General features: G+C 70.1%; 14 protein-coding genes. 11 read left to right on the top strand and 3 right to left on the bottom strand.

Features of this window, described 5'->3' with window-relative positions:
- Positions 1-54: 54 nt before the first annotated feature.
- The 4 genes from ABZ904_RS12695 (at position 55) to ABZ904_RS12680 (ending at position 5,496) form a co-directional block, all read left to right on the top strand.
- Positions 55-1,914, top strand: a complete 1,860-nt coding sequence (locus ABZ904_RS12695) for a copper resistance protein CopC (protein ID WP_361823102.1) — start codon at positions 55-57, stop codon at positions 1,912-1,914.
- A 395-nt stretch (positions 1,915-2,309) separates the two neighbouring features.
- On the top strand, positions 2,310-3,623 hold the full coding sequence (locus ABZ904_RS12690) for an ABC transporter substrate-binding protein (RefSeq protein ID WP_359397426.1): 1,314 nt from the start codon (positions 2,310-2,312) through the stop codon (positions 3,621-3,623).
- Between the two features lie 8 nt (positions 3,624-3,631).
- On the top strand, positions 3,632-4,612 hold the full coding sequence (locus ABZ904_RS12685; protein WP_359397428.1) for a sugar ABC transporter permease: 981 nt from the start codon (positions 3,632-3,634) through the stop codon (positions 4,610-4,612).
- On the top strand, positions 4,609-5,496 hold the full coding sequence (locus ABZ904_RS12680) for a carbohydrate ABC transporter permease (protein WP_359397430.1): 888 nt from the start codon (positions 4,609-4,611) through the stop codon (positions 5,494-5,496). The genes ABZ904_RS12685 and ABZ904_RS12680 overlap by 4 nt, the downstream gene beginning before the upstream one ends.
- Positions 5,497-5,617: 121 nt before the next feature.
- Here the strand turns inward: ABZ904_RS12680 and ABZ904_RS12675 are convergent, their stop codons facing one another.
- Positions 5,618-8,329: a SpoIIE family protein phosphatase gene (locus ABZ904_RS12675; protein ID WP_361823100.1), complete on the bottom strand. Its 2,712-nt coding sequence runs from the start codon at positions 8,327-8,329 to the stop codon at positions 5,618-5,620.
- A gap of 367 nt (positions 8,330-8,696) precedes the next feature.
- Here ABZ904_RS12675 and ABZ904_RS12670 point away from each other — a divergent pair, with 367 nt between their 5' ends.
- The gene (locus ABZ904_RS12670) at positions 8,697-11,711 is read left to right on the top strand and encodes a PA14 domain-containing protein (protein ID WP_361822902.1); all 3,015 of its coding nucleotides are present in this window, start codon (positions 8,697-8,699) and stop codon (positions 11,709-11,711) included.
- Between the two features lie 289 nt (positions 11,712-12,000).
- On the opposite strand, the gene ABZ904_RS12665 is transcribed toward ABZ904_RS12670, so the two are convergent.
- A complete protein-coding gene (locus ABZ904_RS12665; RefSeq protein ID WP_359397434.1) occupies positions 12,001-13,089 on the bottom strand; it encodes an aldo/keto reductase in 1,089 nt (362 codons plus the stop codon).
- 152 nt (positions 13,090-13,241) lie between these two features.
- On the opposite strand from ABZ904_RS12665, the gene ABZ904_RS12660 reads away from it, so the two are divergent.
- The 4 genes from ABZ904_RS12660 (at position 13,242) to ABZ904_RS12645 (ending at position 17,452) form a co-directional block, all read left to right on the top strand.
- Positions 13,242-13,853: a TetR family transcriptional regulator gene (locus tag ABZ904_RS12660; RefSeq protein WP_361822899.1), complete on the top strand. Its 612-nt coding sequence runs from the start codon at positions 13,242-13,244 to the stop codon at positions 13,851-13,853.
- 287 nt (positions 13,854-14,140) lie between these two features.
- On the top strand, positions 14,141-15,829 hold the full coding sequence (locus ABZ904_RS12655; RefSeq protein WP_361822896.1) for a PA14 domain-containing protein: 1,689 nt from the start codon (positions 14,141-14,143) through the stop codon (positions 15,827-15,829).
- A 266-nt stretch (positions 15,830-16,095) separates the two neighbouring features.
- Complete coding sequence (locus ABZ904_RS12650; RefSeq protein WP_361003236.1) at positions 16,096-16,683, top strand: hypothetical protein; 588 nt, start codon at positions 16,096-16,098, stop codon at positions 16,681-16,683.
- A gap of 172 nt (positions 16,684-16,855) precedes the next feature.
- Positions 16,856-17,452 carry a TIGR03086 family metal-binding protein gene (locus ABZ904_RS12645; protein WP_361822893.1) on the top strand — a complete coding sequence of 199 codons (597 nt, stop codon included), beginning with the start codon at positions 16,856-16,858 and terminating at the stop codon, positions 17,450-17,452.
- Between the two features lie 229 nt (positions 17,453-17,681).
- On the opposite strand, the gene ABZ904_RS12640 is transcribed toward ABZ904_RS12645, so the two are convergent.
- Positions 17,682-19,682 (bottom strand): Ig-like domain-containing protein, encoded by a 2,001-nt coding sequence (locus ABZ904_RS12640; protein ID WP_361822890.1) that lies wholly within the window; start codon positions 19,680-19,682, stop codon positions 17,682-17,684.
- 227 nt (positions 19,683-19,909) lie between these two features.
- Here ABZ904_RS12640 and ABZ904_RS12635 point away from each other — a divergent pair, with 227 nt between their 5' ends.
- Both ABZ904_RS12635 and ABZ904_RS12630 read left to right on the top strand, forming a co-directional pair.
- Positions 19,910-20,134 carry a hypothetical protein gene (locus ABZ904_RS12635; RefSeq protein WP_361822888.1) on the top strand — a complete coding sequence of 75 codons (225 nt, stop codon included), beginning with the start codon at positions 19,910-19,912 and terminating at the stop codon, positions 20,132-20,134.
- Positions 20,135-20,318: 184 nt separating this feature from the next.
- The coding region (locus ABZ904_RS12630; RefSeq protein WP_361822885.1) for a hypothetical protein at positions 20,319-20,918 on the top strand (600 nt) is incomplete at its 3' end.

Raw genomic sequence — 20,918 nt, 5'->3', positions numbered from 1 at the left:
GCGCGCGGAGGGCGGCTGCGGCACCTCGCGTTCGTGCTGCTCGTGGTGCCCCTGATGCTCCTCGCGGGCGCGGGCTCCGCCTCCGCGCACGCGACCCTGAAGGGCACCGACCCGGCGGACGGCAGCGTGCTGAAGGCGTCGCCCAGGGCCGTCACGCTCACCTTCTCCGAGTCGGTGGGCCTGCTGGACGACTCCATCCGCGTGTTCGACCCGGGCAACCGGAGGGTCCACACGGGCAAGCAGGAGCACGCCGACGGCCGGTCGGACACCGCCCGCGTCACCCTTCCCGGCCTTGCGCAGGGCACGTACATCGTGGCGTGGCGTGTGGTGTCCGCCGACAGCCACCCGGTGTCCGGTGCCCTCACCTTCTCCGTCGGCAAGCCCTCGGCGACGACCGCGGCGCTGCCGTACGACGAGGTCCAGGACACGGCCTCCGTGCGGCTCTACGACATCGCCCGCTACATCGCCTACGGCGGTCTGGCCCTGCTGCTCGGCGTGACCGTGTTCGCGATGGCGACCGGTGTGGAGCCGGCCCGAGGTCTGCTCGTGGGCGGCTGGTGGACGCTGCTGGCGTCCACGCTCGCGTTGCTGGTGCTGCGGGGGCCGTACGAGCGCGGCAGCAGCCCGGCCACGGCCTTCGAACTGTCGGTCCTGCGCGAGTCGTTGACGAGCCGCCCGGGTCTGGCCCTGCTCGCTCGGCTGGTGCTGCTGGGCGCGGCGGCGGTGGTCGCCGCGCGGCTGGGGCCGGCGCCCTCACGGGGCGGGAAGCGGACGGCCGACGGTCCCGGGACGGCGGGTGCCGCGGTGCTCGGCGGCCGGCTGCGGTTTGCGGTCGTGAGTCTGACGGCGCTCGCCCTCGCGCTCACCTGGTCGGTGGCCGAGCACGCCGCGGCGGGCACCCAGGTGCCGCTCGCGATGACCTCGGCCGTGCTGCACCTGCTGGCGATGGCGGTGTGGCTGGGCGGTCTGGTGGCCCTCTTCACGGCGCTGTACCGGGCACCCGACGAACTCCCGGCCGCCGCCGTGACCCGCTTCTCGCGGCTGGCCCTCGCCGCGGTCGCCGTCCTGGTCGTCACCGGCGCCTACCAGTCCTGGCGCGGCCTCGGCTCCCTCGGCGCGCTCACCTCCACGCCCTACGGCAGGTTGCTGACCGTGAAGCTGGTCGCGGTCGTGCTGCTGCTCACGGCGGCGGCGTTCTCGCGCCGCTGGACGGCACGGCTCGGGGTGCCGGCGGAGGTGACGGCGCCGGACGTGACGGTGCCCGAACGGGTGCGGGAACCGGTGGGAGCGGCGAGGGCACAGGCGGAGGCGGCCCTTGGAGACGGCGCCCCCCGGCAGCCGCGCACCGAGCCGGATGCCACACCCGAGGACGGCGAAGAGGAGAGCGGCCGCGCGGATTCCGGGCCGGGCAGGGCGTCCGAGGGCGACCGGGCGCCGTACCGGAGGGCCCTGCGCCGCTCGGTGCTGGCGGAGATCACGATCGGGATCGTGGTGCTGGTGATCACGACCCTGCTGACGGGTACGCAGCCGGGCCGGGCGGCCGCCGAGGCGCAGGCGGCGCAGACCGCGGCCGAACAGCCCCTCGGCGCCACCACGGTGGTGCCGTTCGACGTGGGGACGCCCGGTGGGCACGGCAAGGTGCAGATCGAACTGACGCCGGGGCGGGTGGGCGAGAACCAGGTCCAGGCGGTGGCCTACGGTCCCGACGGCGGTATCGCGGCCGTCCCCGAACTGCGGCTGGCCTTCAAGCTGGGGGACATCGGTCCACTGGATGCCAAGGTGAGGGACCGGGGCGGCTATTGGACCGCGGACGCGCTGAACCTTCCGCTGCCGGGCACCTGGACGTTGAAGGTGACGGTCCGCACGTCGGACATCGAGCAGGTCACGGTGTCGAGGACGGTACGGATCGGCTAGCCGCAGCGGGATCTGACGAAGCGCCACTCGTGACGGGTCAGCCGTGGCCGGTGCGGGAAACTGTTTGGTTCGCCTGCCTCCCGGACGGCCGCGGCTCGCGGCCCCGCCCCGGTCCGGCGTCCTTCGGCGACCGTAGGACCGCCGCTGACCTGCGGAAAGGCCATTCGAAATGCCGGACGGACGCGGGCGTCGCACGCCCTGTGGGCGGCCCGCTCGTCAGCGGGGGCAATCGATGCGGTGTCGATTACGTTTCCAAAACGGTCGTTGTACCTCTTGACGTACACCGGACATGCGAGTGGGATGACGGCCACAATGTTCGGTCAAGTTGGTTTCTGATTGATTCTGACCCGGTCCCCAGTGCCAGTCATCGCCGACCCTGCCCTCCAGGAGCCGTCATGCACCAGACACCCTCCGGTCTCTCCCTCCCCAGCCCGAGCCGCCGTTCCCTGCTGCGCGGAGTCGGTGGAGCAGCCCTCCTCGCCGGTGCCGGCATACCCCTGCTGAGCGCCTGCGGCGGCAGCGGCGCGGCTGCCGACTCGAAGACCGTCACCGTGGGCTCCAATGCCTCGGACGCGGTGCCGAAGAAGGCCTTCGAACAGGTCTACGCGGCCTTCAAGAAGCAGTCCGGCATCACGGTCGACGTGAACACCAAGGACCACAACACCTTCCAGGAGCAGATCAACTCCTATCTGCAGGGCACGCCGGACGACGTGTTCAACTGGTTCGCCGGCTTCCGCATGCAGTTCTTCGCCGCGAAGAAGCTCGCCACCCCGATCGACGACGTGTGGCAGAAGATCGGGGACAACTTCCCCGAGGCGATGAAGAAGCTGAGCAAGGGCGAGGACGGCAAGTACTACTTCGTGCCGCTGACGACGTACCCGTGGGCGGTCTTCTACCGCAAGAGCGTCTTCCAGCAGCACGGCTACCAGGTCCCCACCACCTGGGACGCGTTCCTGGCCCTGTGCAAGCAGATGAAGAAGGACGGACTGGTCCCGATCGCCTTCGGCGACAAGGACCAGTGGCCGGCGATGGGCACGTTCGACCAGATCAACTTCCGCCTCAACGGCTACGACTTCCACGTCCAGCTGATGGCGGGCAAGGCGTCCTGGACCGATGCCAAGGTGAAGGCCGTCTTCGACCACTGGACCGAGATCCTGCCCTACCACCAGGACGGCGCCCTCGGCCGCACCTGGCAGGACGCCGCGCAGACGCTGGTCGCGAAGAAGGCCGGCATGTACCTCCTGGGCAGCTTCGTGGCGCAGCAGTTCACCAACCAGGCCGACCTGGACGACCTCGACTTCTTCGCCTTCCCGGAGATCGACTCCGCGTACGGTCAGGACACCGTCGAGGCGCCGACCGACGGCTTCATGGTCAGCAAGGCCCCGAAGAACCACGACGGTGTCGTGAAGCTGATGGAGTACCTGGGCTCCCCGGAGGCCGAGGAGACCTACCTCAAGACCGACCCGAGCGTGGTGGCCGCCTCCTCCAAGGCCGACACCTCCTCGTACAGCGCGCTGCAGAAGAAGGCGTTCGACATGATCAGCGGCGCCAAGTCCCTCACCCAGTTCATGGACCGCGACAGCCGGCCGGACTTCACCTCCACGGTGATGCAGCCCGCGCTGCAGAAGTTCGTCCAGAACCCCAAGGGCGTCGACAGCCTGCTGTCCTCGATCGAGCGCCAGAAGAAGACGATCTTCGCGTCCTCGTGACCAGCGCCATGACGACCGACACGACGACGAAGAACCCGGAGGCGGCCGCCGTGCCGCCTCCGGGCGCTGCTTCCCGAACCAAGCGGGCCACCCAGAGCCACCGGCGTCTGCTGACCCGCCGTGACCGGTTCACACTCGCCTTGATGGCGGGCGTGCCCACGGTCCTGCATGTGGCCCTGGTCTGGGTCACCGCCCTCGCCTCCATCGCGCTGGCCTTCACCACCTGGGACGGCATCGGGTTCGACTCGATCAAGTGGGTGGGCCTGGAGAACTTCAAGCAACTGTTCTCCGACAACCCGCAGTTCTGGCCCGCCGTCGAGCACAACGTCATCTGGTTCGTGGTGCTCATCCTGATCCCGACCCCGCTCGGCCTGTTCCTGGCCGTGCAGTTGGACAAGAAGATCCGGTTCAGCCGTGTCTACCAGACCGCGTTCTTCCTGCCGGTCGTCATCTCGATGGCCTGCATCGGGTTCGTCTGGCAGCTCGTCTACAACCCCGACACAGGCCTGATCAACAGCATCATCGGGGCCAACAAGCCCGGCCACTACATCGACTGGATCGGCGACCCGAAGCTCAACCTGTGGGCCGTGCTCATCGCCGCGTCCTGGCGGCACACCGGCTACATGATGATCCTGTACCTGGCCGGCCTGAAGAGCGTCGACCCGTCGCTGCGGGAGGCCTCCGCGCTGGACGGCGCGAACGAGTGGCAGACGTTCAAGAGCGTCATCTTCCCCACCCTGAGGCCGACCAACACGGTCGTCCTCGTCGTGACCATCATCGAGGCGCTGCGCGCCTTCGACCTCGTCTTCGTCTTCAACAAGGGCGCCCAGGGCACGGAGTTGCTGTCCATCCTGGTGACGAACAACATCATCGGGGAGTCCAGCCGCATCGGTTACGGCTCAGCGATCGCCGTGGTCCTGCTGGTGATCTCCCTCGCGGTCATCATCCCCTACCTGGTGGCCACCTTCCGGAAGGAGCGGCGATCGTGAGCGCCTCCACCGCCGCACTCAAGCGGCGCGCCCCGGTGCGGCCGGCCCGGATCCTGCTGCACGTCTTCCTCGCCGGCGCCGCCCTGGCCTGGCTGGCACCCCTGCTGTGGGCGATCTTCTCGGCCCTGCGCCCGTACAGCGAGACCAGCAACAAGGGTTATGTGTCCTGGCCGGACAAGCTGAGTCTGGAAAACTTCACCAACGCGTTCACGCAGTCGGACATGCTGCACTACTTCGGCAACACGCTGATCATCGCCGTCCCGGCCGTGCTGCTGACGCTGTTCCTGTCCTCCTGCGTCGCCTTCTACGTCGCCCGCTTCGACTTCCGACTCAACCTCGCGCTGCTGCTGGTCTTCACGGCGGGCAACCTCCTCCCGCAGCAGGTCATCATCACCCCGCTGTACCGGCTGTACCTGCTCACCGACCTCCCGGGCATCACCCCGAGCGGCAAGCTGTACGACTCCGCGCTCGGCCTGGTCCTCATCCATGTGGCGTTCCAGTCCGGTTTCTGCGCGTTCGTGCTGAGCAACTACATGCGCTCCCTGCCGCACGAACTGACGGAGGCGGCGCTGGTGGACGGTGCCTCGGTGTGGCGGCTGTACTGGCAGATCACTCTGCCGCTGTGCAAGCCGGCGATGGCGGCGTTGGCGACCCTGCTGTCGATCTGGATCTACAACGACTTCTTCTGGGCCCTCGTGCTGATCTCCACCGGTGAGAACATGCCGATCACCTCGGCGCTGAACAACCTCTCCGGCCAGTACTTCACGGACCCCAACCTGGTCGCCGCCGGCGCTCTGCTCACCGCGATCCCCACGCTGGTCGTGTACTTCGTGCTCCAGCGCCAGTTCGTCAGCGGGCTGACCCTGGGCTCCAACAAGGGCTGACCGGCAGAACGGTTCGCGACCGCGCCCGCCCGACGGCACGTCCGCTTATGGACAGTGGCGGGCGCGGGACGGCATGTGCCGAGACCGCCGGCGGCCGGATGGTCTCCGGCGGCCGGCGCGCTCAGAGGGTGGCCTCGCCGAACTGCTCCAGGAGAACGTCGACCGGTGTGAGGGTCGGGACGGCGAACGGGCCTTCGTCCAGGGTCTGTTCCGCCCAGATGACCTTTCCGTCGGGTGTGTACCGCTTTCCCCACCGCTGTGCGAACTGCGACACGAGGAACAGCCCCCGCCCGCCCTCGTCCGTGGCCGCCGCCCGGCGCAGGCGCGGCGAGGTGCTGCTGCCGTCCGACACCTCGCAGATCAGGCAGTGCCCCTTCAGCAGCCGTACCCCGACCGGCGGAGATCCGTACCGGATCGCGTTCGTCACCAGTTCGCTGAGGATGAGTTCCGTGGTGAACGCCATCTCCTCCAGCTCCCACTCCCGCAGCTTCTGCGTGCAGCGCGCCCGTACCGAGGGCACCACCGCCGGGTCTGAGGGCACCTCCCACTCGGCCACGTACGAGCGGGGAAGGAGCCGGGTACGCGCCACCAGCAGCGCGATGTCGTCGGAGGGATGGGCCGGCTTCAGGGCGTCGATCACGACCTGGCAGGCCTCCTCGGGACTCCGCTCGCCGTCCCCTTCCAGCGCCAGGTGCAGCCCGCGCAGCCCGACGTCCATGTCGCGGCGACGGTCGACCACCAGGCCGTCGGTGTACAGCACCAGTTGTGCGTTCTCGGGCAGACGCAGCTCCGCTGTCTCGAAGGGGTAGCCTCCCAGCCCGAGCGGGGCAGAGGCCGGCACGTCGAGCCAGGTGACGGTCCCGTCCGGGCACACCACCACCGGGTCGGGGTGTCCCGCGCGGGCCATCGTGCAGGCCCCCGTCACCGAGTCGTAGACCGCGTACAGGCACGTCGCTCCCGTCACCCACTCGCCTTCTTGGCCCTCGGCGCCCTCCTCGCTGTCCATGCGCACCACCAGGTCGTCCAGGTTCCCGAGCACCTCGTCCACCGGGAGGTCCAGCGTGGAGAAGTTGTGCACCGCGGTGCGCAGCCGCCCCATCGTGGCGGCCGCGTGCAGCCCGTGACCGACGACGTCGCCCATCACCAGCGCCACCCGGGCGCACGGCAGCGGGATGACGTCGAACCAGTCCCCGCCCACCCCGGCCTCCGCGGGCAGATACCGCCAGGCCACCTCCAGCGCGTCCTGTTCCGGCTGTCCCCGCGGCAGCAGACTGCGCTGCAGTGTCACCGCCATCGCGTGCTCCCGTGTGAACCGCCGGGCGTTGTCGATGGCCACCGCCGCCCGCGCGGCCAGTTCCTCCGCGAAGGACAGGTCCTCCGGCACGAACGCGGGGGAGTCCCCCATCCGGTAGAAGTTCGCCACGCCCAGCGGCACACCCCGCGACTGCAGCGGCACGGTCACCAGGGAATGCAGCCCGAGCTCCAGGGCTTTCCGGGTGCGCTCGGGGTCCTGCTCCTGCCAGCCGCGCGCCTCCTTGAGGTCCGGCTCCAGCACACCCCGGCCCAGCCGTAGCGCCCACATCTGCGGGGCGCCCGTCGGAAACGTGATCAGTTCCCCCAGTGGGTACACCGGCAGCACCATGTGATCACCGCCGAGGGCCACACGCCGCTGCTGCCGCCAGCCCTCCGCCGTCGGTTCCCAGCCGTACAGCACCGCGTCCAGCAGATCCACCGTGACGACATCGGCGAGCTGCGGCACGGCGACCTCGGCCAGCTCTTCGGCCGTACGCCCCACATCCAGCGTCGTTCCGACCCGCACCCCCGCCTCGTACAGCAGCTTCAGCCGCTCGCGCGCCACCTCGGCCCGTCCGGAGACCGTCGCCAGCTCGGTGGTGTCGCGCAAGGTCACCACGCTGCCTCCCCGGCCCTCGTCGGGGAACGTGGGCCGTTTGTTCACCGCCACCAAGCGGTCCCTGGCCAGATGCACCTCGTCGGTCGCCGTTCCCGGCGACGCGAGCAGGCGCGTGATCTCCTTCGGAAGTCCCAGCTCGTGCACCGGACGCCCCAGCTCGCCCTGGTCCAGAGCCAGCAGTCGCTTCGCCTCTTCGTTGGCCAGCACCAGCCGCCCGTCGGCGTCGGTGATCAGCACCCCTTCCCGGACCGCGTGCAGCACCGCGTCGTGGTGCTCGTACATCCGGGCGAGTTCCGGAGGGCCCAGTCCGCGTGTCTGGCGCCGGAGCCGCCCGGCCATGATCGAGGTCCCGGCCGTGGCCAGCGCCAGCGCGCCCGCACCGGCCCCGGCGATGAGCGGCAGCTGCGGCACCCACAGCCGCGTGACGTTCTTGACGGTGATCCCGGCGGAGACCAGGCCGACGACCCTGCCCCGGGCGTCGGTCACCGGAACCACCGCCTGCACGTCCGTTCCCCGGCCCGCGGGCAGAGGCGGGCCGCCGGCCTGCTCCACGATCGTGTGGCCCCGCAGCGCCGGCCCGATGTTCCCGACGAACTTCTTGCCGATCTGACCGGAGTAGGGGTACGTGTACCGGATTCCCTCTGTGCTCAGGGCGATGACGAAGTCCACGCTCGCCTTCTTGCGGGCCGCTTCGGCCTTCGGCTGGAGCACCGCGCTCGGGTCCGGGCTGCGGAACGCCTTGGCCACCCCGGGCGCATTGGCGAAGGACTGGGCCGCGACGACCGACTCCCGCCGCCCCAGAGCGAGCGCGTCACGCGCCGCCTGGAGCACCACGGCGGCGACCGCGGCCAGCACCAGCAGCACGACGATCACGAACTGGATGAGGAACACCTGTCCGGCAATGCTGCGCGGGTTCAACAGGGAAACGCGACCCTTGTGCGAGCGTCCGGTGGAAGGTGACACGACGAGCTCCGAAAAAGCCGGAGATACAACCTCATGACCCCTTCATAACACCGCACGGTAAGCGTGGGCGCCTCACCCGGGGAGCGAGTCGATATCAGGGACCCGGGTGCGGTCCGCCCGGCTCATGACCGCGTCGCCGCTCCGCCGAAGAGCCCGCTGCCGCACGGCGAGTGTTACCGAACGCGGACACGATTTCTGCACGAAACCTTCATGCGAATAGCTGTTCGCATGCCATCATTCCGGCGGCAGAAGCGATCACCCGGTGGACACCCGAGCCGTCATGCCGCACCGGGTGCGCCGGGCCTGAGGAGGGATGACGCCCCGGATGGGCAGACCCGTTCCCCCGCAATCCCGCGCCCGAGCGCCGCACCGGCTGCTGTGGCCGGTCACCGCGGCCGCCGCCGGGGCCGCGCTCATCGCCAGTACCGTGCAGACCCCGCCCCAGGCGCGACCGGACACAGCGCCGGTCGCGGCCCTGAGCTGCGCCGACGGTGTGTGGAAGGCCGACTACTACGCCAACACCACCCTTACCGGCACACCCCGCAAGTCGCTGTGCGACAAGTCCATCGGCGAGAACTGGGGCAAGGGCCATCCCGCCGGGATATCCGTGCCGAACGACCGCTTCGGCGCCCGCTGGACGATGCGCCGCAACTTCGGTGGGGGCGGCCCCTTCCTGCTGAAGACCGCGGCCCAGGACGGCATCCGGGTCTGGATCGACGGCAAGCGCTACGTCAACCTGTGGCGCGACTACGCCTCCACTCAGCACGCCGGCGTCAAGGTGACCGTGCCCTCCGGGACACACACCGTGCGGGTCGACTATGTGGCGTTCACGGGCTCGGCCAACGTCGCCGTCAGCCTCGCCCCGACCACCCCGGACAAGGTCGCCCCGCTGGCGCCCGCCTCCGTCAAGGCGGCGAGGGGTGACGGCAAGGCCACCGTCAGCTGGGGCCGCAACGCCGAAGCGGACCTGGCCGGTTACCGGGTCTACCGCTCCACCAGCACCCCCGTGGCGATCGACACCGCACACCGGATCAGCGGCTCCGGTCTGCTGACCGGCGGCTCGTTCACCTCGACCGGGCTGCGCAACGGCACCAAGTACTGGTTCGCCGTCACCGCCGTGGACCGTTCCGGCAATCAGTCCCGCTCCTCGGCCAACGTCTCGGCCGTCCCGGCCGACCTCACCCCGCCGCGGGCACCGGACAACCTGGGGGCCGATGGCTACGGCGACATCGACCTCAACGGCAACGGCGTGCCCGACCCCGACGACGACCTCGGCGAGAACTACCTGACCTGGGGGCCGAGCTGGGACGACGACTACAGCACCAAGGACTCCTTCGCCGGCTACCACGTCTACCGCGCCACGTCCCCCGGCGGTCCCTGGACCAGGATCCGGAGCGCCGACGCCCGGGTCGTCCAGGACAACGCCTACGCCGACAAGGACGCCCCGATCGGCATCACCGCCTACTACCGGGTGACCGCCGTCGACACCGCCGGCAACGAGTCCGCCCCGGCCGCCACCGAGCCCGGCGAGTACGCCAAGAACATCGCCTCGGGGCTGCGCCCCGACACCGGCCTGTACCCGCCGGCGCAGCCCACCGGTCTCCAGGGCCGGCTCAGCGGTGCCGACGCCGTGCTGGACTGGGCCGACAACCCGGTCGGCAGCCCCGTGCACGGCCTGGCCACCGGCTACCAGGTGCAGTCCGCCCCCTCGGCCTCCGGCCCCTGGACCCTGCTCGCGGGCAGCAACGCCCCGCTCGTCCCGTCGGAGTTCACCGAAAGCGGCCTGCCCTTGGGCGCGACGCACTACTACCGGGTCCGCGCCGTCGGCAAGGTGATCGACGCCTACACCCCTCGCGCGTACTCGGCCTGGACCACGCCGGTCGCCGTCAACCGCCCGGTGCCGCCGGGCACCACCCCGCCCGCCGCGCCCGCCGCTCCCGAGGTCACCGCACCCGACGGCGGCACCACCGCCACCCTGACCTGGGTCACCGACGGCTGGCCCGGCTATGAGCAGGACTTCGCCGGCTACCAGGTGACCCGCAGCGCGGGCGCCGGCGGCCCGTTCACCGACTCCGGAAGCCCCAGCACTCCCCAGTGCACCGACGTCCCCGGTGCCGTTCAGGTCCGCTGCACCCTCACCGACGGCCCGATCGCCGCCGACGCCACCCCGTACTACCGGGTCGTCTCGGTGGACCGGGTGGGCAATCGCTCCTCCGGCACCCTGGTGCAGCTGAAGCGGCTGCCCCCTCCGGCGGCGCCCAGGCCGTCCCCGGCCACCGGTCTGACAGCCACGCGCGACGACAGCGGCGGCATCCTGCTCGACTGGGACGACTCCCCGTCGTCCGAGGCCTACCGCTACTACCTGTACCGGACGACGTACGGCAGCCAGTGCGCGAACGCCGTCACCTACGACACGGCCGACTCCTACTACCTGGACACCACCCCGTACCGAAAGGCCCGTTACTGCCTGGCGGTGCGCGGTTTCCAGGGCACCTACAGCGACCCGATCTGGATCGACGTGTCCGACGAGCCCGGCCCCGGTCCGCAGGCGGCCGGCAGGCCGACCGCGCAGGGCACCACCGACGGGATCCGGCTGACCTGGTCGGCCAAGGACCCCAGCACGGCCCGCTACGAGGTCTGGCGCCGCACCGAGACGGACGCCGTGTTCATCAAGGCCGCGAACCTCACCGCGGCGACGTCCCCGGACTGGACGGACGCCGACGCACCGGCCGGCGTGCCCACGTGCTACCGGACGGTCGCCGTCGACGCGGCCGGGAACCGCTCGAACTTCTCCGACTACGACTGTGCGGTGCGCCCGTACCCCGAGGGCACCACACGTCCCGACCGGCCCGCGGGCCTGGCCGCACGGCAGGACGGCGACCACGCGGTGCTGTCCTGGCAGCCCGTCCCCGGCGCCACCGGGTACCGCGTCTACCGGAACTGGGTGGACGCCGCCCACCCCGGCACCCCGGTCCAGGACCAGCCCGTGACAGGCACCACGGTGACCGACACCAGCGCGCCCGGCCCCAGCTTCGGCACCTACTACGCGGTGGTGGCCGTGGACGCCGGCGGGGTGCGCTCCGAAGCGGCGGTGCTGCCGTGGACGGGCGACGGCTACGGCACCTCCATGACCCTGGCCGCGAGCAGCTCCACGGACGGGGTGCTGCTCACCTGGTCCTGGGCCTGTCGGTTCGACTCGTGCCCGGCCCCGTCCTCGGTCACGGTCGAGCGCTGGAACCCCGCCACCCAGGTGTGGGACGAGCTGACGTCGACCCTGTCCGCCACCGAGGTGTCCTACCTGGACACCACCGCACAGGCCGGGGCGACCTCGTACTACTGAATGCAGGTGTACGGCGAGGAGAGCGGCGCGACATCCCGGATCGGCGACGCGGCGGTCCCCGCCACCCCCCGGCGGCGCCCACCTCGACCTGACGCCCTCCCCACGCATCAGCCCCGCCGCCCCGTGGCACAGGTCGGCGGCGGGGCACAAGGCACGACATGACGAGGGTCCCGGCCGATGATCGGCCGGGACCCTCGTTTGCCCTGCCGGGCGGCGCGGAGGAGGTCGGGGCACGGAGTAGCCGCCGTCGACGGGTAGGGCGATGCCCGTGACAATGCCCGGCTCCGGGTCAGTAGCGAGTGGGACTGGCCTGCAGCAGCGGGGAGACGATCGACGGGGTGCCGTCGACGGTGGCGCCGGCGAACTGGAGCATCCGCGCCAGGGTCCGGTTGTTCTCCGCGGGGAAGTTGAGGGTGGGCGCGGACACCGCGTCGAGCGCGGTGCGCTGGGCGTCGGTGAAGGTGACGTCGAGCGCGGCGAGGTTCGCCTCGAACTGGTCGAGACGGCGGGCACCTAGGAGCGTGGACGTGATCGGGGTGCGGCTCTGCACCCAGGCCAGCGCCGTCGCGGCGGAGGTGGCGCCGATCTCGCGGGCGACGTCGTTGAGCGCATCGATGACGACGTAGTCGCTCTGGCTGGGTTCACCGACCAGATGCGCGCGGCGGGTGTCCACGCGGCCGGTCGTGGCACTGGAGTACTTGCCGGACAGGAACCCGCCCTTCAGCGGGCTCCAGGCCAGCACTCCCATGCCCATCGCCTCGGCCATGGGCAGCAGTTCGCCCTCGGCGGTCCGCTCGAGCAGGGAGTGCTCCAGCTGCAGCGCGGTGATCGGGGCCCAGCCGCGGAACCGGGCGACGGTGGCCGCTTCGGCGGTCGCCCAGGCCGGCACATCGGAGAAGCCGACGTAGCGGATCTTGCCGTCGCGGACCAGGTCGTCCAGGGTGCGCAGGGTCTCCTCGACGGGGGTGGCCGGGTCGAAGTTGTGCAGCCAGTACAGGTCGACGTAGTCGGTCTGCAGACGGCGCAGCGAGTTCTCCAGCTGCTGCACGATCGCCTTGCGGCCGGGGCCGCCGCCGTTGGGGTCGTTCTCGTAGAGGTTGGCGAAGAACTTGGTGCCGATCACCACGCGGTCGCGCAGCTCGGGACGGCGCGCGAAATAGTCTCCGATGATCTTCTCGGAGTGTCCGTTGGTGTAGATGTTGGCGGTGTCGATCGAGTTGCCGCCGCGCTCGAGGTAGGCCGTCAGGATGGCGTTGGATTCCTCCGCACTGGCGCCCCAGCCGTGGTCCTCCCCGAACGTCATCGTCCCGAGGGTGAACGGGCTGACCCGCAGCCCGGAGCGGCCGAGGCTGACGTAGGAACTCAAAGACGTGCTCATGCGGTGCTTCCTCTGGATGCGTTGCCACTTGTGATGGGTCCGGTCCGGTCAGTTGCCGTGCCAATGGGCCCAAACCAAACGGTTCGGTTTGGACCGTACTCCGGGTCGGATCCGGGGTCAAACCGAACCGTTTGGTTTGATATTCTGGGATCATGACCGCCCCCAGCCCCGCAGACTCCACGCGTGCACGCATCGCCGCCGCGGCGAAGACAGAGTTCTCCCAGTACGGGATCGCCGGGGCGCGAGTGGACCGGATCGCCAAGGAAGCCAGGACCAGCAAGGAACGCGTCTACGCGTACTTCCGCAGCAAAGAGGCGCTCTACACCTTCATCGCAGGCCGGGAGCTGCTGGCGGTGATCGAGGCGACGCCCATGGACCCCACCGACCTGCCCGAGTACGCCGGCGGGCTCTTCGACTACTTCAACACCAACCCCGAGCACTTCCGGCTGCTCAACTGGGGCCGCTTGGAACGCGCGACCTTCCTCGCCGAACTGGAGGACGCCTATCAGGCGGCCATCCTTCACAAGGTCGAGCAGATCCGCGCAGGGCAGCAGGACGGGTATCTGGACCCGACGTGGGATCCGATCGACGTCCTCGCCCTCGTCCACCAGATCGCCAGCTCCTGGGTCGCCCAGGAAGAGCTGGCCCGGCTGGCAGCCGAGCAGGCCCTCGACCCCGACACGGCGGCCCGTAGGGCGGCCGTCGTCCACGCGGTCCAACGCCTTTTCCCCGCTGCCGCGGACGCGAGGGACGCCACCGCCTGACGTTCGCGTAGCTGTGGACGATCCGGTCTGGGGCGCCTGTGCCATCGACCGACGTACCCAGGGCCTGTTGCGAAAGTGGACCTCGGCCGGACTCACCAGTCGCGAGTGGCGATCAGTTCCTCGGCGTCCGCGTCCGGGAATCCGTAAGCCGAGGCGTGCCGTCCGCACGGACGCGCGGCGTAAAGCCCTGGTCGTGGGACCGTAAAGATCGGTACAACCTCTTCCCGGCCTCGCGTGTCGTGATCACGAACGCTCTTCTCCGCGTCCTGATCCGATCAGAGGACCGAATGAACTCAGCCAGACGACGCACGACCTCCACGGCCGCCGGCGCCGTCGTGCTCGCCACCGCGGGCGGTCTGCTCACCGTGCTCGCCACGCCCGCCTCAGCAGCCGTCAGCTGCACTTCCCCTGTCTACAAACGACAGTTCTTCGCGAACACCACGTTCTCGGGCACACCGAAGAAGACCGACTGCGACTCCACGATCAGCGAAAACTGGCGTACGGGCGCACCCGCTTCGGGCCTGCCGTCCAACAACTTCTCCGTCCGCTGGACACTGACGCGCGACTTCGGCTCCGGCGGTCCCTTCGCCCTCACCGCGTCGGCCCAGGACGGCATCCGCGTCTACCTCGACAGCACCCGCAAGATCGACCTGTGGAAGAACGTCTCGTCGACGGTCTCCAAGACCGTCAACCTGACCATTCCCTCCGGCAAGCACACCCTCCGCGTCGACTACGTCAACTGGACCGGGGCGGCGAACGTCAAGTTCGCCTACTCACCCCGTACTTCCGCGACCGTCGACAAGGTCAGGCCGCTCACCCCGACCGGGACCTCCGTGTCGTACGACAAAGCTACGGGGAAGGCCAAGCTCGCCTGGTCCAAGAACAAGGAGATGGACCTGGCGGGTTACCGGGTCTACCGGCGCCCGAAGGGCAGCGCCGGCTGGACGAGGCTGGCGACCACCACCGCCACGACGTACACGGACGCGAGCCTGCCGATGACCGGCGCGGCGTACTACTACGAGATCCGCGCCTACGACAAGGCGGGCAACGAGTCGACGGGCACCGCCGATCAGGCGGTCACGACCGTCGACCGCACCGCGCCGCCCGCGCCGACCGGACTGAGCATCGCCCGGGAACCGGAAGATCTGCGGGTCCGGTGGAGTGCGGTCGAAGGAGCGGCGTCGTACCGGGTGTACCGGGCGACCAGCGCGGACGGGACCTACATCGGCATCGGCGCTACCGCCCAGGTCTCGTACGTGGACGCCTCGGCCGCCGAGGGCACCACCTACTACTACCGGGTGACGGCTCTCGACGCCGCGGGCAACGAGTCGGCGCGGTCCGTCGCCGCCAGCGGCACGCTCTGGGACCTCACCCCGCCCTCCGCCGTCACCGGGGTGACCGTCACTCCGACCGAGTACGGCTTCGAGGTGCACTGGGACGCCAACCCGACCGCCGACCTGGCGAGGTACGTGGTCCGACGGGGCGAGCTGTGGGGGGACGAGGAGGAGCAGGTGTGCTCCCTCTACCCCGGCTATTACGTGTCGGCCGACACCACCTCGTACGCGTACACCACCGTCCCGGACGGCGAGGAATCCTGCTTCATCGTCGACGCCGTCGACGACGCCTGGAACTCTTCCTTCGACTCGACCGGCGAGGCGCAGGTCGTGACCGCGACCGAGCTCGACATGACGCCGAGCGTGGCGACGCCGGAGGGCTCGCCGATAGAGCTGACGGCCACCTCGGAAGAGGCGGGCGTCGAGCTGTCCTGGTCTCCAGTGACCGACGCCACCGGCTACCAGGTCTACCGCTGGAACTCGGACGCCAAGACGTACGAGAAGCTGGCGGCCCCGACAGGGACCTCCTACGAGGACACCGGCGCCGCCAAGGGCACCACTCACTTCTACTGGGTGACAGCCCAGTACACGGACGGCACCGAGTCCGCACCCGGCGCCGACGGGGTGGCCCTGGCGCCCTGAGCACAACGAAGGGGCCCGGACGAGTCGCCGGGCCCCTTCCACGCCGGGGTCCCGCTGCCCGAGCGGAGCCGAGCGCTCAGAAGATGCGGGCTCAGGACACCGAGGGCGTGACCCTGAAGAGGCGGCCCGGGCGCGCCCCGGCCAGTGGCCCGCGCGGCCGACCAGGTGCGAGCCATCCGGGCGAGGCGCCGGGCCCGTACGGCATGGTGACCAGGGCCGCGGCGGCCCGCGGCGGATGCTGATGCCTCCCCCTGCAGGAGAAGCACGTGAGTGATCCCAGCCCCCGAGTGACCCCGAGGCCGGCATCCGTCGCAGCAGGCGATGACGTTCCCGGTCCCGGGGTCATCGGCATCGGACTCGCCGCGGTGCTGACCTTCGCGCTCGCCCAGGGCTCGTGGCAGTGGTTCGCCACGTGCATCGGGGTGACGCTCCTCGCGGTGATGCTCGCCTTCCAGCGACGGGCGGCGTGGACGCCGGACATTCGCTCGGCGTACATGCGCGGCCTGGGCGCGTACGCGCTGGTCGTCGGCCTGTGTGTGGCGATCGCACTTGCTCCCTTGCTGCAGCGCCGGGCCTGGCTGTTCCCGGTGCCGGGCACGCGCAGCGAGTGCGATCTGATGGGCAGGTACGAGGCCCTCCAGGTGAAGGCCGCGCTGGGCAACCTGGCCGGCAGTGACGGCGCCGCCCTGGCTCTCGCGCGGGGGACCCAGGCCCGCAAGGCCGTCGCCGAGTGCCTGGCGGCCACGACGACTCTGTGGCTGCCCTTGTACGGGGTGGGGGCGGCGGTGCTGGTGGGGGCGGCTGCGTGGTTCCGCGACCGGGCCCGGGCCCGGCCGGGCCCCGTCGGCTACTGAGGTTCTCGGTTCGGGGTCAGGTCCGGCGGGGCCGGTGCGTGGTCGAGCCGGAACGCTCGGCCGCGGTGTGAAGGTTGAGGATGCCCCCTTGTCGCGTTCGTTCAAGACTCGGCATCGTCGTCCTGCCCACTGTGTTCTGACGTGAGGCGGGAAAGAGGCGAGAAGGGATGGCATGGAGCTGAGATCTGTGATGACCCGGGCCTCGGAGGCGGCCGTGGACATCGTGTGCGGAATCGGACCGGACCAGCTCGATGGGCGGACACCGTGCCCGGAGCTGAAGGTCGGGGCGCTGGTGAATCACCTGATCTTTCTGACGGGTGTGCGGGGGTACGCCGCGGGACTCAAACAGCCGCCGCAGGACCGGCCGGGTCAGGTGGCGGAAGGCCATGACTTCACGGCGGAGGCGGGGTGGGCCGAGGCGTATGCCGCCCGGTCGGCGGCGACGGCCGCCGTGTGGAGCGATCCCCAGGCATGGGACGGCGAGACGGCGATGACAGGGAGCAGCCGGATGCAGGCCCGCTTCATCGGTGGGATCGTGCTGGGGGAATGGCTGCTGCACGGCTGGGACCTGGCGGTGGCCACCGGGCAGAAGCTGAACGTGGACGACGCACTCGCGGCCGCGCTGTACGAGGACATCACCGAAAAGGCCGATATGGCCAGGCAGTACGGGGTGTACGGCCCCGAGGTCACCGTGCCGCCGACCGCGCCGCTGTTTGATCGTGCTCTGGGCCTGGCGGGCCGCGACCCGTCGTGGAAGCGCCAAGCCTGACCTCATGGATCGGGAGCCCGGGGAGCCGCGCGGATGGGAGGCCCCGTACATGCGTGTGACGGGGACCATGTTCCGAAAGGCCGCCCAACAAGTCGGAGATGCCCTCGGGGAGCTGTCCGAAGAGAGCCGAAAAGCCAACCGAGACGGAAACCGAGAGGGATGAACGCCAAAGGGCCGGACCACTTTCGTGGTCCGGCCCTCTGAACCGGCGGAGAAGCCGAGCGCAGCGTCAGCTGGTGAAGATGAAGTACTTCCAGCCGCCGTACGTCGTCGTGTTCACGTTGTCGCCCGACGACGTGTCGATGTAGGACGACCGGATCCGGAACCGTACGCCCTTCGGCGGGGTGCCCGTGAGGACCACCGAGTCGTTGCCGTGGGTGGAGAGCGCGAAGTACTCCGTGTCCGTGGTCCTCCAAGCGCCGTTCACGTATGCCTGGACCTGCACCTGGTACTTGCGGTGCGGGTACGCCGTCATCGTCGTGTTGAAGACGGGGTCCTTGGACTGGTGGAAGTAGCGGTACGTCTGGCTCCAGGCGTACTTGCTCGTGTAATAGCCGCTGAGCGACGTCGAGACCTGGACCTTGGTGCCCACCGTGCTGGTCGTCGTCTTCGGCGCGTACCGGGTGTCGCCCGTGAACTTCGCCGTGACCTTGGTGTCGCGGGTCAGGCGGAGGGTGACGGACAGGTTTCCGTGGGAGTCGACCGTGCCGGTCTTGACCCGGGTGTTCGGCTTGTCCGAGCCGTACGGGTCGGCCCAGATCTCGACCGTGCGGTTCTTGTAGGTCGCACCGAGGTGCGCCGTGAACGTCACGTTGCTGCCGTACGCGTACACCTTGCCGTTGTTGGTGAGTGTCAGCGTGGTCGCGGTGCGGGCGACGTTCACCGAGGCCGTGGTCGTGGAGCCCGCGTGGTCCGCGTCGCCCGCGTACGAGACGCCGTAGGTCACCTTGCCGCCCGCCGGCGGGGTGTCGGTGAAGGAGTACGAACCGTCGGACCCGACGGTCGCCGTGCCGACCGCCTTGCCGTTCGGCGACTCGTCGTCGGTGCGGGTGACGGACACCGTCGTTCCGGCCGGGAACGGCGCGGAGGACGTCAGCTTGCCCGTCAGGGTGAGGGCCGTGCCGCGGGTGCCCGTGGCCGGGGCGCTCGCCGTCAGGGTGGTGGCCGTCTTGGTCGGGTCGTCGAAGACGCGCAGCGAGTAGACGTTCGCGTCGTTGTACGACACCGCGAACAGCTTGCCGGCGTCCGGTGCCCAGGCGAGGCCACGCGCGGCGAGGGTGTCGGAGCCGCTGCTGGTACCGGTGTTGGGGAAGTCGTACTGCCGCACGGGCGTGGAGACGCCCGGCTTGAAGACGTGGACGTCCGGGTCGTACCAGGAGAAGGTGCCCGCGGCGACCGTGCCGTCCGGGGCGATGTCCACCGCGTTCGGGTAGGAGTTGGTCTGGTACATGCCGTCGGCCGACAGGTCCGAAAGCTTGTACACCGCCTGGTAGTACGGGGAGCCGCTGGCCGTGACGACGTCCTTGCCGTCGGGGGTTACCGCGAGGTCCGCCAGGTTGCCTCCGCCGGTGTTGCCCGGGTCGAAGGCGTACGCGGTGCGGCTCGCCGTTCCCGACGAGACGTCGTACACCGCGAGTTCGACCGGACTCTGGCCGGGTGCTCCCGCGACGAGCGTGCCGGGGGCGCCGGCGGAGGCATCCAGGATCGGGGCGTCGTACCAGGTGCGGCTGGTGTCCTGGCCGACGGCCACGACGGGGTCGGTGCCGCTCAGGTCGAGCGAGCCGATGTTGCCGTTGCCGGAGGCGCCGTACGAGAACCAGAGCTTGCCGCCCGCGAGGGCCACGGACTCCGGGTCGATGCCGGCGCCGGTCGCATAACGCTTGGCCTCGGTGACGGTGGCCGTGTCGATGGCGACGACCGCGTCGGCGCCCGGCACGGCCGCGTAGAGGGTGCTGGAGTCGGCGGACAGTTCGAGGCCGTTGGCGCCGGGCAGCGAGTCGACGGTGCCGACGACCGTGCCCGCGTAGTTCGTGGCAACGACCTTGCCGCTGGTCGGATCGCTGATGAAGACCCGCTGGTGGACGCCGTCCACCACCATGTCGTCAGCCGACTTGACCGGCAGGAGCGTGCTGCTGTCGGCCAGCGCGGGCGCGGCCGATCCGACCGCGAGGGCGGCCGAGGAGAAGAGGACCGCGAGCGCCGTCGCGGCAGGGAGAGTGCGTATACGCACGGTGGTTTCGAACCCCCTGGAACGAAAAGAAAGGGAGCGGCGTCTGCGCCATGAAAGCGTGTGAGGGGCGGCCGCAGCCTATGTGATACATGTGATGGGCGGGGTAAAGAATTCGTGCACATGACCTGGTGAGGACCCGTTCGAGGGGCGGTCCGGGTTCTGCCGGGCGGCCGGCCTCGTCGCCATGGCGGGGAGGTACCGCTCAGCGCACGATGCCCCCTGCCGGTGTGCTGGTCGCCTGGGCGACGTCTGACGGATTCGCTGCGCCGGCTGCTGACCAGCTTGGCGGTGATTGCAGGGATGGCATGCGGGTTGCGGTGCAGGCTGCCGTCTCGGGTTTGATGACCGCCCTGGGATACCCGGTCATGGGCAGGCCCAACGGCGACATCATCGTCCTGGTGAAAGGCGGCGATGCCGGCTGGACGGGCATAGCAGCCGGCATGCCCAGTTGAGGCGAGAGCTGCCGAGATGGCGCCTCCACACGGCGGGACGCCCGCGGGGTCCCGGGGATGGCTCCCACGTCGGTGATAGGTCTGTTCGTTGTCTGTTCGTGCTTGATCCGTCGTCAGGCGGGACTGGATGCTGGGCTGCCCCCTCCACATCTTTCCAGTCGTATCTCGAAGATGGGCCTGCCCCATGCGTACCCTTATCCGCGCCGGCGCGCTGACCGCCGGCGTCTCGGCCGTGCTGCTCCTTGCGCCGGCCGCGCACGCCACCGCTCCCGGTGACAACGGCACAGTGAAGATCCACGACGCCAAAACAGGCGAGGAGCTGCGCCGCAACGAGCCCCACGTCTGCACGTTCTACCTCGACGCCTTCGGCTTCGACGCGGTCCAGAAGGTCGACTGGCACATCGAGGCCTGGGCTCCGACCGCCGCCACCAAGGGCGAGACCGTCAAGGCCGGCGCCATCACCCTGGACGGCCAGGGTCACGGCCGCACGGCGGACCTGTCGCTTCCCGACGGGCACTACAAGCTGTTCTGGAACTTCGACGGCGAGAAGGGCGCCGCCAAACACAAGGTGTTCTGGACCGACTGCAAGGACTCACAGGGCGGTGGTGGTGGTACGACGCCGTCCGCCTCCGTGTCGCCCACGTCGTCAGCGTCGCCCACGTCGTCAGCGTCGCCTTCGCCTTCGGGCCCGGCAGGCGCGACGGCCTCGCCGAGTGCGTCGTCCGGCGAGGGCGGGGCCGCCCCGTCGGCCGCCGCATCCCCGTCCGCGCAGGGCGGAAGCGGC

The sequence above is a fragment of the Streptomyces sp. NPDC046900 genome (assembly GCF_040644975.1).
Lineage (GTDB): Bacteria > Actinomycetota > Actinomycetes > Streptomycetales > Streptomycetaceae > Streptomyces.
Note: the sequence above shows the minus strand (reverse complement) of the source record. Positions and strands in the feature narration are given on the sequence as shown.

What these genes read in the sequence shown, in the direction of transcription:
- ABZ904_RS12695 (WP_361823102.1), top strand. Translation starts at nt 55, where the DNA reads ATGCTCCTCGCGGGCGCGGGCTCCGCCTCCGCGCACGCGACCCTGAAG.
- ABZ904_RS12690 (WP_359397426.1), top strand. Translation starts at nt 2,310, where the DNA reads ATGCACCAGACACCCTCCGGTCTCTCCCTCCCCAGCCCGAGCCGCCGT.
- ABZ904_RS12685 (WP_359397428.1), top strand. Translation starts at nt 3,632, where the DNA reads ATGACGACCGACACGACGACGAAGAACCCGGAGGCGGCCGCCGTGCCG.
- ABZ904_RS12670 (WP_361822902.1), top strand. Translation starts at nt 8,697, where the DNA reads ATGGGCAGACCCGTTCCCCCGCAATCCCGCGCCCGAGCGCCGCACCGG.
- ABZ904_RS12665 (WP_359397434.1), bottom strand. Translation starts at nt 13,089, where the DNA reads ATGAGCACGTCTTTGAGTTCCTACGTCAGCCTCGGCCGCTCCGGGCTG.
- ABZ904_RS12660 (WP_361822899.1), top strand. Translation starts at nt 13,242, where the DNA reads ATGACCGCCCCCAGCCCCGCAGACTCCACGCGTGCACGCATCGCCGCC.
- ABZ904_RS12655 (WP_361822896.1), top strand. Translation starts at nt 14,141, where the DNA reads ATGAACTCAGCCAGACGACGCACGACCTCCACGGCCGCCGGCGCCGTC.
- ABZ904_RS12645 (WP_361822893.1), top strand. Translation starts at nt 16,856, where the DNA reads ATGGAGCTGAGATCTGTGATGACCCGGGCCTCGGAGGCGGCCGTGGAC.